11 protein-coding genes are annotated in these 12,914 nt (G+C 48.7%); 10 read left to right on the top strand and 1 reads right to left on the bottom strand.

Going from position 1 to position 12,914, the window contains the following annotated elements:
- The first annotated feature begins 234 nt into the window (after positions 1–234).
- The 10 genes from ACTNC3_RS06870 to ACTNC3_RS06915 all read left to right on the top strand — a co-directional run bounded on the left by ACTNC3_RS06870 (position 235) and on the right by ACTNC3_RS06915 (position 11,537).
- Positions 235–1,653 carry an IS1634 family transposase gene (locus ACTNC3_RS06870; protein ID WP_441226912.1) on the top strand — a complete coding sequence of 473 codons (1,419 nt, stop codon included), beginning with the start codon at positions 235–237 and terminating at the stop codon, positions 1,651–1,653.
- Complete coding sequence (locus ACTNC3_RS06875; RefSeq protein ID WP_441226913.1) at positions 1,653–1,886, top strand: hypothetical protein; 234 nt, start codon at positions 1,653–1,655, stop codon at positions 1,884–1,886. The genes ACTNC3_RS06870 and ACTNC3_RS06875 overlap by 1 nt, the downstream gene beginning before the upstream one ends.
- A 314-nt stretch (positions 1,887–2,200) precedes the next feature.
- Positions 2,201–3,652: an AAA family ATPase gene (locus ACTNC3_RS06880; protein ID WP_441226914.1), complete on the top strand. Its 1,452-nt coding sequence runs from the start codon at positions 2,201–2,203 to the stop codon at positions 3,650–3,652.
- Positions 3,642–4,364 (top strand): hypothetical protein, encoded by a 723-nt coding sequence (locus ACTNC3_RS06885; protein ID WP_441226915.1) that lies wholly within the window; start codon positions 3,642–3,644, stop codon positions 4,362–4,364. The genes ACTNC3_RS06880 and ACTNC3_RS06885 overlap by 11 nt, the downstream gene beginning before the upstream one ends.
- Before the next feature lie 130 nt (positions 4,365–4,494).
- Positions 4,495–5,058 (top strand): IS1096 element passenger TnpR family protein, encoded by a 564-nt coding sequence (locus tag ACTNC3_RS06890; RefSeq protein WP_441226916.1) that lies wholly within the window; start codon positions 4,495–4,497, stop codon positions 5,056–5,058.
- The gene (locus tag ACTNC3_RS06895; RefSeq protein ID WP_441226917.1) at positions 5,030–6,835 is read left to right on the top strand and encodes an N-acetylmuramoyl-L-alanine amidase family protein; all 1,806 of its coding nucleotides are present in this window, start codon (positions 5,030–5,032) and stop codon (positions 6,833–6,835) included. Before ACTNC3_RS06890 ends, ACTNC3_RS06895 begins: the two co-directional genes overlap by 29 nt.
- Positions 6,836–6,957: 122 nt before the next feature.
- Positions 6,958–7,902: an Abi family protein gene (locus tag ACTNC3_RS06900; protein WP_410044070.1), complete on the top strand. Its 945-nt coding sequence runs from the start codon at positions 6,958–6,960 to the stop codon at positions 7,900–7,902.
- A gap of 277 nt (positions 7,903–8,179) precedes the next feature.
- A complete protein-coding gene (locus tag ACTNC3_RS06905; protein ID WP_441226918.1) occupies positions 8,180–9,163 on the top strand; it encodes a type I phosphomannose isomerase catalytic subunit in 984 nt (327 codons plus the stop codon).
- A gap of 143 nt (positions 9,164–9,306) precedes the next feature.
- Complete coding sequence (glf, locus tag ACTNC3_RS06910) at positions 9,307–10,464, top strand: UDP-galactopyranose mutase (RefSeq protein ID WP_441226919.1); 1,158 nt, start codon at positions 9,307–9,309, stop codon at positions 10,462–10,464.
- Between the two features lie 32 nt (positions 10,465–10,496).
- Positions 10,497–11,537 carry an aldo/keto reductase gene (locus ACTNC3_RS06915; protein WP_441226920.1) on the top strand — a complete coding sequence of 347 codons (1,041 nt, stop codon included), beginning with the start codon at positions 10,497–10,499 and terminating at the stop codon, positions 11,535–11,537.
- A gap of 128 nt (positions 11,538–11,665) precedes the next feature.
- On the opposite strand, the gene ACTNC3_RS06920 is transcribed toward ACTNC3_RS06915, so the two are convergent.
- Positions 11,666–12,511 carry a hypothetical protein gene (locus tag ACTNC3_RS06920; protein ID WP_441226921.1) on the bottom strand — a complete coding sequence of 282 codons (846 nt, stop codon included), beginning with the start codon at positions 12,509–12,511 and terminating at the stop codon, positions 11,666–11,668.
- Between the last annotated feature and the right edge of the window lie 403 nt (positions 12,512–12,914).

Below are 12,914 nucleotides of genomic sequence, written 5' to 3' on the forward strand. Positions count from 1 at the left end.
ATTAAGGTTCCTTTACCGAACAGGCCGATAGCGGAGCCAGAAAACTAACAATGGAGGGGCTTAACGGGCATTTCTGCCACGGATTTTACCCACAGGTACGCCCGAAGAGCCAAATATATCTTAAATATATCTTCTTAATCTGCGCAGCCAGCAACGCAGTTGTAATTCGAAGGGGTTTGGGGATGTTGCCCCAACAAGCATTTTGCGCATCTGACGAATAGGCAGATGCACAAAATGGTGATAAATCAGGTGGTAAAAGACATGGGTCTTTGTGAGAAACTGGAGGCGGCATTCGGTACCAGAAACAGCGGTCTGATTCTGGATCTGGCGGCGTATTCCATCATCACGGAAAACAATGCAGCGCAGTACTATCCGGACTATGCGTACAATCATCCACTCTTCACACCGAACATGAAGGCCTACAGTGATTCGACGATATCCGACTTCCTGCGAGACCTCAGCGAGAATCAGCGGCAGATGTTTCTGAATCTCTGGAATGAGGAACGCAACAGGCGTGAGCGAATCTACGTCTCCTATGATTCCACAAACAAGAACTGTGAAGCCGGTGACATCAGCATGGTCGAGTATGGTGCGGCGAAGGTCGATGCCGGCCTGCCGATCTTTAACTATGCCGTTGCCTACGATGTAAACAACCGTGAGCCGCTGACGTATGAGAAGTATCCGGGAAGTATCAACGACGTCTCACAGCTGCAGTTCATGATTGCAAAGATGAAGGGATGCGGCTACAACAACATCGGTTTCATCCTGGATCGCGGCTACTTCAGTAAGGAGAACCTAAAGTTCATGGATGATAACGGATTTGCGTTTATCATCATGGTGAAAGGTATGAAGAGTTTCATTCACGATCAGATCCGACAGCAGAAGGGCTCGTTCGAAAGCAGCTGGGGAAATCAGATCGCCGAATTCGGCGTGTACGGAAAGACGATTCATACGTTTCTGTATGTATCGGATACCAAGAAGCGTTACATACACATGTACTACAGTGCGGCGAAGGCAGCCGGTAAACGTGCGAGATTTGAAGAAAATATTCAGCAGATGCAGAGCTATCTGGACTCAAACCGTAATGTAAAGAGGGAGTTTGGTCCGGTGTTCGACAAGTACTTCTTCCTGCATCGGGATCAGGACAGCGGCGTGCTTGTCTATGTAGAACCGAAGCTTCAGGTGATCCAGGACGAGCTGGAACTGTGTGGCTATTTCGCCATCATAACATCAGAGAAGATGGACGCAAAGCAGGCAATCAGACTGTACAAAAGTCGGGATGCATCGGAGAAGCTGTTCCGTGCAGATAAGTCCTTTCTTGGTAACGGAGCGCTTTGCGTGGCATCGCAGGAAGCAGCAGACAACAAGATCTTTATCGGATTTATCGCGCTGATCATACGCTGCAGAATCTATACTGCGCTGAAAGACAAAGTCAGCACGATGATCAAAAAGCCGAATTATTTCACGGTTCCAGCCGCTATCCGCGAACTCGAGAAAATCGAGCTGTGCAGACACCTGGATAACGTGTATCGGATGGATCACGCAGTAACAAAGGCACAGAAGGAAATCCTGAGCGCGTTTGGTATCGAAGGAGCTCAGGTGAAATATAAGGCAGCCTTTATCAGCGAAGCGCTGCGGGAGGAAACTAAGTAATGGCAAGAACGATCAGCAAAGATACGCTGGAGAAAAAGATCAGTAAGCTCGAAACGGCGATCAGTAAGAACAGACAGCAGTATGATCAGTTGACGAAGGAACTGAAAGAACTACTGGATAAGCAGAAGGCGATGCAGAGCGAAGAACTGATGAAAGCAATCGCCGATAGCTCACGAAGTTATGAGGACATCCTCCAGTACATCAAGGGTGAGACGTCAAAAGACGAAGACTGAAATTGATGGCAAAAAACTTCCAAAGATAGTAAAACCAGCTCGATAGAGGAGCTTTAGTTGCAAAATCTCTGGAAGTTCACAGTAATAAGGAAGTGAAAAAAATCGGGTGAGCGGAGCCCCCTAGCGGGGCTTCGCCGGTTTAGATGCGGATTATAGATAGAGATGGAAATAAACAGATTTTATGGCAGAGGAATGGATGACTGTGACATACAGAAACAAAAAACGGTACAAATTGTGCCTATAGTTTGATCCATATTGATACTTTTGCACATTGATGTTATAGTGAACATGCAAACAGATGAGGAGGAACGGCTATGGTAAATTCGCTTGTTCGACTGGTCGATATTCAGATTCAGAATTTTAAGAATGTTAAAAATGGTCATTTGAATCTGATAAATCGTAGAAAGCAGTTCAGAGCCAGTGTACTGGGGCTTTATGGTCAGAATGGTTCGGGTAAGACGGCACTGATCGATGCACTCCAGATGCTGAAGCATATTTTATCCGGGCAGAGTGTACCGGATAAGTTTGCGGATTATATTAACGTGGATGAAAAGATGGCACGTCTTTCCTTTCATTTCGAAATGAAAGATCAGCAGACCGGAAAATGTGATATTTTCTATGCATTCTCGATGATGAGCATAGAGGATGATACAGAACAGAATACAGATCAGGCTTTCGAGCATAAATCGAAGAAAAAAGTGCAGATCATGGATGAACTGCTGAGTTTTTCTTATGAGGATGCGGAGGGGGATCGAAAGATACGGAAGGGGCCGTTTATTGATACATCTTCCGTTTCTGTTTTTGTACCGAATTCGAAATACGAGCTGCTTTTTGGCAAGGATCGGGATGTGAAACAGCGGCTGATCGTTGCGAAGGCGCTGGCATCGGCGACTTCCCGTTCTTTTATTTTTTCCAGAGAGTTTCTGACGGAGATGCGGAAGCAGCAGGAATCTGTGAAGCAGGATGGAACAGTGATTCCAGATGAGCGTGCATTTCATAGTGAAATCATCGAGAGGATGGTTTTTTATGGTAATTATGAGCTTTTCGTCATCGGTACATCGAACACGGGTATCATCAGTTTAAATGCACTTCCACTTGCATTTAATGTTCGACATGGCGAGCATGGTGCGGTGGGAAATCTGATGGTTCCGCTGGGGAAAACGGCAGATATTCCAGATGAAGTATTTCGTACGGTATTTGAAGTTGTGGAGGACATGAACATCGTTCTGAAGCAGATTGTACCCGGTCTGACGATCAGTGTGATGGACCTGGGACCGACGGTGATGAAAAACGGGTCATCGGGGCGTCGTATCATGCTGATGTCGGATAAGAATCATAAGAGTATCCCGTTGCAGTATGAGTCGGAAGGCATCAAGAAAATCATATCGGTGCTGCAGCTCTTAATCGTAATGTATAATAAGCCGTCGATTACGATCGTGATTGATGAGCTGGATTCGGGTATTTTCGAGTATCTGCTCGGTGAGCTTCTTCGGATTCTTTCTGAAAAGGGAAAGGGACAGCTGATTTTTACATCCCATAATCTGCGTCCTCTGGAGACACTGGATCGTGGATTTATCGCATTTACGACGACGAATCCAGAAAATCGGTATATCCGACTGACGAATATCAAGGAAAATAATAATCTGAGAGATTTTTACTTCCGGGATATCGTGCTCGGCGAGCAGCGCGAGGAAGTGTACAACGCAACCAATAATGCGGAAATCGCACTGGCGTTCAGAGAGGCGGGTGAGGCGATTGGCACGTAAGAAAATAATCTATGTAATTGTAGAAGGCCCTTCGGATGATGAGGCTCTGGGCGTTATATTTCAGAGACTATTTACGGACCAGGAAATTTTTGTCGAAATCACACATGGAGACATTACTTCAGATAGCCGTACGGATGCTGCCCATATCGTGAGTAAGGTCGGTGATCTGGTGAAAGCGTATGCGAAATCAAACCACTATACGAGGACCGATTTTCTCGAAGTAATACACATTATGGATACGGATGGGACCTATATTTCGGATGATCATGTGGAGGAAAATCCGGAGGCTACGAATGGTCCGAAGTATACACTGCGCTCGATCGAAACGAGTCGTCCAGATCTAATCATTGCAAGAAATCATCGGAAAAGCAGTAATATGAATCGGCTGCAGTCTCAAAATAAGGTGTGGACGAGCATTCCATACCGCGCGTACTATATGTCCTGCAATCTGGATCATGTTCTGCATGATAAACTGAACAGTACCGATGATGATAAAGAAAACGATGCATATCATTTTGCAATGAAATATAAGGACCATTTAAAGGAGTTCCTTGCGTTTTTGTGTGATTCGGATTTCTCAGTAGTAAATGATTACGCAGAGTCCTGGGACTATATTCGGGAGGATGTGCATTCTCTGGAGCGACATTCGAACCTGGGCATATGTTTTAAAGATATTCGACAGAAATTTGATAAAAATCAAGAAAAAGAATGAGTATGCACCATATCACTTTGTGGATACGGAGCAGGAGTTCCGGAGGCTTGTAAAGGGGCCACGAACGTGATTTATGTAGACTGGGAGAGTCACTCTGTGGCTCACAAGTCATAAGATCGAAGACGTCTCCATGGATGCGATGAAGATGTATTTGGCCGCCGGTATGGATGAACTACTGGAGCGAATCCCGGTCGGACAGCTGATCGGACTGGAGCTGGCGGACAGCGAAGACCTGATAGAGCTTGTGATATCCACGGCGAAGAACTTCGATGCAAATCTAAAAGAGATAGATGATTGTCTCGGTAGTGAAGATGATAAGGCACGGTGGGGACTCATACAGAAGACGGATCTGCCGGTTCTGCCGCTCTCGGATACGCTGATTTATCGATATGATTACGGCGATGACTGGACGGTGAAGATCACTGTGGTCGAGGAAGTGGAAGGCGAGCTGAAAGACCAGGTGCTGGAGACGGAGCGGCCGATCTGCGTGGCAGCGGATGGACTGCCGGTGATGGATGACGTAGGCGGGATACGCGGGTACTGTGAGCTGCTAAAGGTAGTAAAGGGAAAAGAAGAGAGCGAAGTGAGTGCGTTTGAAAGTAAAGAAGATGCGAAGGATTGGGCACGCATGATGGGATGGACAGGAAGGAAGAACAAGGCGAAGAATGGACTTGTTAGAGAGCATTTTCAGTGATCCGAAATTTAAAATACCAGTAGAATTCGGAAGTGATGATTTTAAAACAGAGGTTGATACCTTGCTGACTATATATATTCGTGAGTTAGAGGGGAGAGGGGTATCGCAAGCTGTTTTGGATAGTATTAAGAAATTTCGGAGATTATGCGGACTCTCATTGAAAAATTACCTGAAGGGGATTCATTCAAATGCGTATAAAAACTTTGAACATGCAGTGAAAGCACTGCATATTTCGAACTCTAAATTATTAAAAGCATCTATCTCTCCAGATGCCTCAATGTATCGTGCAAGAGAGAACAGAAGCGGAGACGTTGCGACTAAGGACTATAAAGATGAAGAGATGTTCCATATTCCGCTGGATAGCCGTAGAATCATCTCGACACAGAGATATAGCTTCCCCGGACTTCCGTGCTTATATTTGGGGGCTTCTGTTTATACGTGTTGGGTGGAACTCAATCGTCCTGCTTTTGAAGACTTTCAAGTAGCAGCGATAGCTACAACACCAGGAGCAGATGGTTATTCAATCGTTGACATGAGTAATATCCCACAGAGACTGCCGTACTTAAGAAAAGAGTTGAAGTTTACACCCGAGGAATACCTTCTGTATTGGCCACTGCTTGCTCTGTGTTCGATTAAAGTAAGGAATGAATCCGGCAGCTTTAAGCCGGAATATATTTTTCCACAGTTTCTCCTTGAGTACATACAGAAAAACCAGGAAACTGAAGATATTGTGGGCGTAAAGTATGTTTCAATTAAGGCTGCGACAGTATTTGAAGATCAATTGAAGGATGATTGGCATACCTACGTAAATTATGTGTTTCCGGTACGGTCCGATGAAATGATTGGAAAAAGTTGTAAACTGTTGGAACGTACCTTTAAAATAGACAATAATTATTCAGGTCGGGATTTACAAATTCTCACAAGAATAATTGAAAATCAAAGGTTGAAATCTAAAATCGCAAATCTAAATGATGAGGGAGTATCAAACTGGCGTATCTATACTAAAAACGGGGATGATTATTCCTATCAGATGAGTATTTTTGGCTTGATAGAAGAAGCTATGCAGCATAACCAGAAGGCAATAGAAAATAATAATGATTCTGGTTTATATAAAGATGATGTTGCTACTCCGCAGCCGATCAGATTGGCGCAAAAAGATGTTGACCTGAATATAGATGAGCTTAACAGGGAAAAGCCTAAAATTGCTGGAAATGGATGGGATAATACAACAGGAAAATGGCGATATTTGGTGAATGGTAGTCCAATTACAGATGAATGGAAATCTGCCAACGGAAAATGGTTTTATCTAGATACCGATGGAAATATGGTGACAGATAAACTGATTGAAGACGTAAATGGACCTATTTATTACGTTAATAAGTATGGCGCTATGGTAACAGAAACATGGAAGGCTGTGGCATTTGAAGAAGGTGATGAAGCTTTAGTCAGAGATGCCGATTATTGGTGGATGTACTTTGTCAGTGATGGAAAAGCTTATAAGTGTAAGTTGAGTGGAAAATATGTCATAAGAGATATTAAAGGGAAAAAGTACGCGTTTGATGAAAATGGCCATATGCTTTACGGCTGGATAAACAAAGGTAGTTCAAAACTTCTGGACAGCGATCCTTACGCATGGCAACATGCCACTTACTACTTCGGAGATTGGAATGATGGAGCCATGACGATTGGCCAGAGATGCATTGTTATAGCTGATAAAAATGAGTGTGAGTACGAGCGGAAATTTACCTTTGATCAGAATGGAGAGAAAATAGATTGAGGATCACTATTGTAGGTATGAGTAAATGCGCTGGATGAACGCCAATATCGCTTTGAGGTAAGCTCCTTTGTATGGTAAAATTATACTTATTATGAATGACAGATAAGAGGGTTTACTGCGATATGGAGATAACTAAACCTATACTTGATCTGGATGGACAGGTGAAACATCTTAAGGATAAAGGGGTTCGTTTCGATATTATGGATGAGGATGCTGCTAAGGAGTATCTGCTTGAACATAATAATTACTTCAAACTTACAGCGTATAGAAAGAATTATCCTAAGCATCCGGACGGTAAGAATAAAAATAAGTATATTGATCTCGATTTTGCGTATCTGGTTGATTTGGCAATAATCGATAAGAAGTTCAGATATCGAATCGTACATATGGCTTTGGATGTCGAGCATCACACCAAATTACAGCTTCTTCGTAAGGTTGAGGAGAATTGCGAAGATGGATATCGGATTGTTCAGGACTATATTGATTCTTTAAACGAAAAGCAAAAGAAGATTTTTGACAGCGAGATCAATCGTAATAAAGGAAATATATATTGCGGTAACATCATCGATAAATATGATGGAGCCTACCCGGTATGGGCATTTATTGAAATTATTCCATTTGGCCGACTGGTTGCGTTTTATGGCTTCTGTGCGGATCGTTTCTCTGACAAGAGCATGAAAAATAATTTTTATCGGCTTTTGACTTGCAAAGAAATCAGAAATGCATCGGCCCATAGTAACTGCATTCTGAATGATCTTCGCGCAAGGACAGCAGCACATGATACGAATGCTGATGTTACTAAAGCGTTAATGGGAATAGAAGGGATGAACAAAAATTTCCGTAAGAATCGGATGAGTAATGCCAGAATACAACAAGTGGTGACTCTGCTTTTTATGCATAAAACAGTGGTGACGAGCTCGGGAGTCAAAACATCGGAGAGTGAAGAACTGCACAAGGTCATGACTCGCATATATAAACATATAGACTATTATAAAGGGAATCCGGAGGTGAAAAACACTTTTGATTTCCTGAAAATGGTGGTTGACAGTTGGTTCCCAAATGAGTAGAATTAGCATTACATAGAAAAAGTTTAACTTTTACAGAGCGGCATTGTACTTGTATGATGTTAGCTCTGTTTTTCTTTGTGTCATCAAACTTGATATTGATTTGAGGTAAGCGCTCAGTGATGGATACAATGCTTGTATAATGTTAATACCGTAGTCGAGGCATCACCCGAAGATTGACAATTACCCTAGATGTGTTACTATAATCCCACACGTGAAATTGATAACTGTTTATTAGAGCCGTGCGTACAGCATGGCTCTCATTTTTTGTAGTATGCAAGTGAAAAACAGACCTTTCCTCCTGACGCCGGCGGCCAAGGATTATATCTGGGGCGGTACGCGGCTGCGCGAGGAGTATAATAAACATATAGATGTGACGCCGCTGGCGGAGACCTGGGAGTGCTCGACGCATCCGGATGGGCCGTCGCGCGTGGCGAGTGGTGTATTTGCGGGCGAGAAGCTCGTGGATGTGCTTCGTGCGCATCCGGAGTTCATCGGGACGCATCCGAAGACGGACGGCGAGGGCGGCCTGCCGGTGCTGATCAAGTTTATCGATGCGGCGCGGGATCTGTCAGTGCAGGTGCATCCGAGTGACGAGTACGCGCGGACGCATGAGCACGGGCAGCTTGGGAAAACCGAGATGTGGTATGTGCTTGAAGCGGCGCCGGGGGCGAGCCTCGTCTATGGCTTCCGCCAGGACCTTACGAGGGCGATGCTGGCGGCTTCACTCGAGGACGACACGGTGGAGCAGTATCTCCAGAAGGTGGAAATCCATCGCGGCGATGTCTTTCTGATCGAGTCCGGCACGGTGCATGCCATCGGCGCGGGTGCGATGATCGTGGAGATCCAGGAGAGCTCGAACCTCACCTACCGGATGTATGACTATCATCGGCTCGGGAAGGACGGAAAACCACGGGAGCTGCACATCGCGAAGGCGCTGGACGTCGTGGATCTCCGGCGGAAACCGCTGCCGGAGCAGCTGCAGCGCGAGCGTGAGGAACACGACGGCTACAGCGTGGAGCTCCTCGAGCAGTGCAAGTACTTCCGGACGGAGCGGATCCACCTGGATACGATGTTAAAATCCGTCGTGTTTGCGACGGGCCCGGCGTCCTTCGAGGTGCTGCTCTGTGTGGATGGCAGCGGAACGCTCAGCGGCGAGGATGTGGAGCTTTCGTTCCGGAAAGGCGACTGCATCTTCGTGCCGGCTGACAGCATTGGCCTCGAGATCCGTGGACAGAGCGAACTGCTGAAGGTGACGTGCTGAGACCTGGCCGGCAGCAGCTTCTGTGAAAACGCTAGACGGATGCCGGTGCGGGCGGGCCGCGTGAAGGGATGCTTCCTGGCGTGTCACCCAAGCGGGATGTTATAGATAAAAAGTGAATGAAATCAGCGAAAGGAGAGCGTGATATGGCGAAATATGATTATCTGGTAGTGGGTGCCGGCCTGTACGGTGCGGTGTTTGCGCATGAGGCGCGGAAGGCGGAGAAGTCGGTGATGGTGATCGATCGGCGTCCGAACATCGCTGGCAATGTCTATACGGAGGACGTGGAGGGCATCCATGTGCATAAGTATGGCGCGCACATCTTCCACACGAACGACACGGAGGTCTGGAACTACGTGCAGCAGTTCGCGACCTTCAACCGCTTCACGAACTCGCCGGTGGCGAACTACCACGGCGAGCTGTATTCGCTGCCGTTCAACATGTACACCTTTAACCGTATGTGGGGTGTGGTGACGCCGGAGGAGGCTGCGGCGAAGATCAACGAGCAGAAGCGGGATTACATCGCGCGGAAGCAGGCGGAGCGCGGGCTCGCGGCGGATGCGCCGTTTGAGCCCCAGAACCTCGAGGAGCAGGCGATTTCGCTGATCGGTGTGGATATTTACGAGAAGCTCATCAAGGGTTATACCGAGAAGCAGTGGGGCCGTCCGTGCACGGAGCTCCCGTCCTTCATCATCAAGCGCCTGCCGGTGCGTCTCACCTTCGACAACAACTATTTCAATGCACTCTACCAGGGCATTCCGGTCGGGGGCTATACGCAGATGGTGGCGAACATGCTGGACGGCATCGAGGTGGAGCTCGGCGTGGATTACCTCGCGGAGAAGGCGAAGTATGACGCGCTTGCGGAGAAGGTGGTCTATACCGGTGCGATCGACGCGTACTTCGGCTACCAGCTCGGCACGCTCGAGTACCGTTCGGTGCGCTTCGAGACGGAGCTGCTCGACCAGCCGAATTTCCAGGGCAATGCGGCTGTCAACTACACCGATCGCGAGACGCCATGGACCCGGATCATCGAGCACAAGTGGTTCGAGTTCGGCAAGGACGCGGAGGGCCGGGACCTTCCGAAGACCGTGATCTCCCGCGAATTCTCGAGCGAGTGGAAGCCGGGCGATGAGCCGTACTATCCGGTCAATGATGAGAAAAACGGCGCGCTCTATCAGGCGTATAAGAAGCTGGCAGACAGCGAGACGCGCGTGATCTTCGGTGGTCGTCTCGGTGAGTACAAGTACTATGACATGGATAAGGTGATCGCATCGGCACTTGAGATGAGCCGGCGGGAGCTGTAAAGGTTTTTGATTTCTAAGAGGAGGAAGAAGATATGAGCGAGAAATATGTGGCCGCAGCAGGCCGTTACAGCGAGGAGGAGAAGCTCTACCGGCGTTGTGGAAAGTCGGGACTGAAGCTTCCGAAGGTTTCCCTGGGTCTCTGGCACAACTTCGGTACGGAGGCCGACATGGACGTGATGAAGTCGATGCTGTTTACGGCATTTGACCACGGCATCACCCACTTCGATCTGGCGAACAACTACGGCCCGGAGCCGGGTGCGGCAGAGGAGAACTTCGGAAAGATCATGAGCGCAGATCTTCGTCCGTACCGTGATGAGATGATCATCTCCTCGAAGGCAGGTTTTACCATGTGGGACGGCCCTTACGGTGACTGGGGCTCCCGTAAGTATCTGATGGCATCACTCGATCAGTCGCTGAAGCGCATGCAGCTCGATTATGTGGATATCTTCTATCATCATCGGATGGACCCGGAGACCCCGCTCGAGGAGACCATCATGGCGCTCGATCAGATCGTACGCTCCGGGAAGGCGCTGTACGTCGGCATCTCAAATTACGACGGCCCGCACGCAGCCGAGGCGCGGAAGCTGGCCCAGGAGATCCACCTGCCGCTCATTATCAACCAGAACCGCTACTCGATTCTGGACCGCACCATCGAGAAGAACGGGCTCAAGGACTTCGCCCGCGAGGACGGTATGGGTGTTATCTGCTTCTCGCCGCTCGCTCAGGGCATGCTGTCCGAGAAGTACCTGAATGGCATCCCTTCCGATTCCCGTATCGCGAAGGACGGTCGCTTCCTCCATGCAGACGACCTCAAGCCGGAGAAGATGGAGGGTATCCGTCGCCTCGATGAGATCGCGAAGCGCCGTGGACAGACGCTTCCACAGATGGCCCTCGCCTGGGACCTCCGCGATCCGGAGATCACCTCGGTTCTGATCGGCGCATCGAAGCCGCAGCAGATCCTCGAGAACCTCGGTGCTATCGAGAACACCAGCTTCTCCGCAGAAGAGCTGCGGGAGATCGACGAGATCCAGGCATCCATCGCCGGCGAACTCGACGCACGTAGACAGGTATAACAGCTTAGGCAGGGGGAACCCGGAGGGGGCGGCAACGGAGGCCATACGTAGAGACCGTGTAAAATCAAGTCGGGTCTCCTGGCTGAACTGAAAACGGCAGAGGGCTTCCCTCTGCCGTTTCGATCGTTTTATCGGTTTTCAGTGGTGACGCTGCCACCGCGGTTCGGGCCGTCGCTGTTTGTGATCACGGTCTGCGGGCCGCTCGCGCTCGAGGAGCTCGTGTTCTTCTTCGGGACGGATGGACCGAAGCCGCTGGTGGATGGTGCGGTCGTGCTCGGATCCACCCGCTCGGTGGTTGAAGCATTGGCGCTGGTACCTGTGCCGGTAGTGGTGCCATCGCCGTTTGCGTCCGTCTTACCGACGGTGATCTTATTCGTCACGAGATCCTTCTTCGACACACTCGCAGTGTTGCCAGCATTCGGCTTATTGAGAACACTGCTGTTGTTCTTCGAGCTGGACGAATGCGTCTTGTTCGTGGACGTATTCTTATTATTCTTGTTGCTCGAGCTGTTCGTCTTATTGGAAGCGTTCGTTTTCGAACCCGTGCGACTCGTGACAAGACGCGTACCGTCCGAAGCGTAGCCATACTTTCGGAGCCCCTCGATCGGCGTCGGCGCGACATAGGTGCCGACCGGATACGTCCGGGTCACGGGCGTCACTCCGTCGAACCAGGCACCCGCCTCCCCGACGAGATAGCCGTCCGGCGTCGTCTGATTCAGCATGAGATATCCGTTCTCGTCGAAGGCGAAGCACTGGTAGACCCCATCGCCGTCTCCGTCGATCCACTGCCACGCGTAGGTCGGATAGCTCCCATCATCATTTATGTACCAGAACCCCGTCGAGTTCGCCCTCCACTCGCCCGCAAGCGCAGGCGTGGACAGAAGCACCGCGCTGAGCAGCACCGTGGTACCCGCGGTCAGTATGGACATCGCCCTCCCTTTCGTAACTCTTCTGAATCGCTCGAACTTACGCATAACACCTTCCCCCTCGTAGATATAGATGACCGGATGGCCGCAGGATCTCAGCATTGGCCCGCGCCCCATGAAAGAGGATAGAAAACGCAGCTGATGCATGTCTCGTGCGCATACCGGTACAACACACGTACTATAATGTATGAATAAATATACTATAGCATGCCGAGGGTGCAGAAATCCGCGGGATTCGATTGCGATTCGCTTACAGATTTTGACGAAAACGTTAAGAAATCGTCAGAAATTGGAGAAATATGAGGCGACTAGGAAATCTTGCCGCCTGAATTCTTTTCTTGTAGGCATGATCGCGAGTTAAAGCGCTTACAGTGCCTGCAATTGGAATTCTCCAGCAAATCTTAAGCAAATAACAAGAATTTAAGCGCTGTTCTTCATAATCCGCTGTGGT

This window comes from Oribacterium sp. HCP3S3_B9, assembly GCF_052064255.1.
GTDB lineage: Bacteria > Bacillota > Clostridia > Lachnospirales > Lachnospiraceae > Oribacterium.

Bases quoted from the DNA above. Each gene is read 5' to 3' on its own strand.
- ACTNC3_RS06870 (WP_441226912.1), top strand. From the start codon at position 235: ATGGTGATAAATCAGGTGGTAAAAGACATGGGTCTTTGTGAGAAACTG.
- ACTNC3_RS06875 (WP_441226913.1), top strand. From the start codon at position 1,653: ATGGCAAGAACGATCAGCAAAGATACGCTGGAGAAAAAGATCAGTAAG.
- ACTNC3_RS06880 (WP_441226914.1), top strand. From the start codon at position 2,201: ATGGTAAATTCGCTTGTTCGACTGGTCGATATTCAGATTCAGAATTTT.
- ACTNC3_RS06890 (WP_441226916.1), top strand. From the start codon at position 4,495: ATGGATGCGATGAAGATGTATTTGGCCGCCGGTATGGATGAACTACTG.
- ACTNC3_RS06895 (WP_441226917.1), top strand. From the start codon at position 5,030: ATGGACTTGTTAGAGAGCATTTTCAGTGATCCGAAATTTAAAATACCA.
- ACTNC3_RS06900 (WP_410044070.1), top strand. From the start codon at position 6,958: ATGGAGATAACTAAACCTATACTTGATCTGGATGGACAGGTGAAACAT.
- glf (WP_441226919.1), top strand. From the start codon at position 9,307: ATGGCGAAATATGATTATCTGGTAGTGGGTGCCGGCCTGTACGGTGCG.
- ACTNC3_RS06915 (WP_441226920.1), top strand. From the start codon at position 10,497: ATGAGCGAGAAATATGTGGCCGCAGCAGGCCGTTACAGCGAGGAGGAG.
- ACTNC3_RS06920 (WP_441226921.1), bottom strand. From the start codon at position 12,511: ATGCGTAAGTTCGAGCGATTCAGAAGAGTTACGAAAGGGAGGGCGATG.